Below are 411 nucleotides of genomic sequence, written 5' to 3' on the forward strand. Positions count from 1 at the left end.
GAAGAGAATGCTTCAACATTCACATCACCACCGAAGCCTTCAGCATCTTTACGAATCTTAAGTAGGGCTGCTTTACGAGCGCCACTCTTCAATTTATCCGCTTTAGTTAATAGAACCTGAACTGGGATGCCAGAGTCTACTGCCCAGAAGATCATCTGCTGGTCGAGGTCTTTCATTGGGTGACGAATATCCATTAGGACCACTAGTCCTTTTAGACACTCACGTCTTTGTAAGTATTCGCCAAGGCTTCTTTGCCACTTTTTCTTTAGTTCCAGAGGAACTTGAGCAAAGCCGTATCCCGGAAGATCGACAATGTGGCAGTTCTCATCCACCTTGAATAGGTTAATTAGCTGAGTACGACCTGGGGTCTTACTGGTTTTTGCCAGTGCACGCTGGTTGGTTAGGCGGTTG

1 protein-coding gene is annotated in these 411 nt (G+C 46.2%); it reads right to left on the bottom strand.

The window, feature by feature from the left end:
- On the bottom strand, nt 1-411 hold a 411-nt coding region (yihA, locus tag AB4585_RS27735; RefSeq protein WP_372171967.1), incomplete at both ends, for a ribosome biogenesis GTP-binding protein YihA/YsxC.

The sequence above is a fragment of the Vibrio sp. 10N.222.49.C9 genome (assembly GCF_041474985.1).
GTDB lineage: Bacteria > Pseudomonadota > Gammaproteobacteria > Enterobacterales > Vibrionaceae > Vibrio > Vibrio crassostreae_C.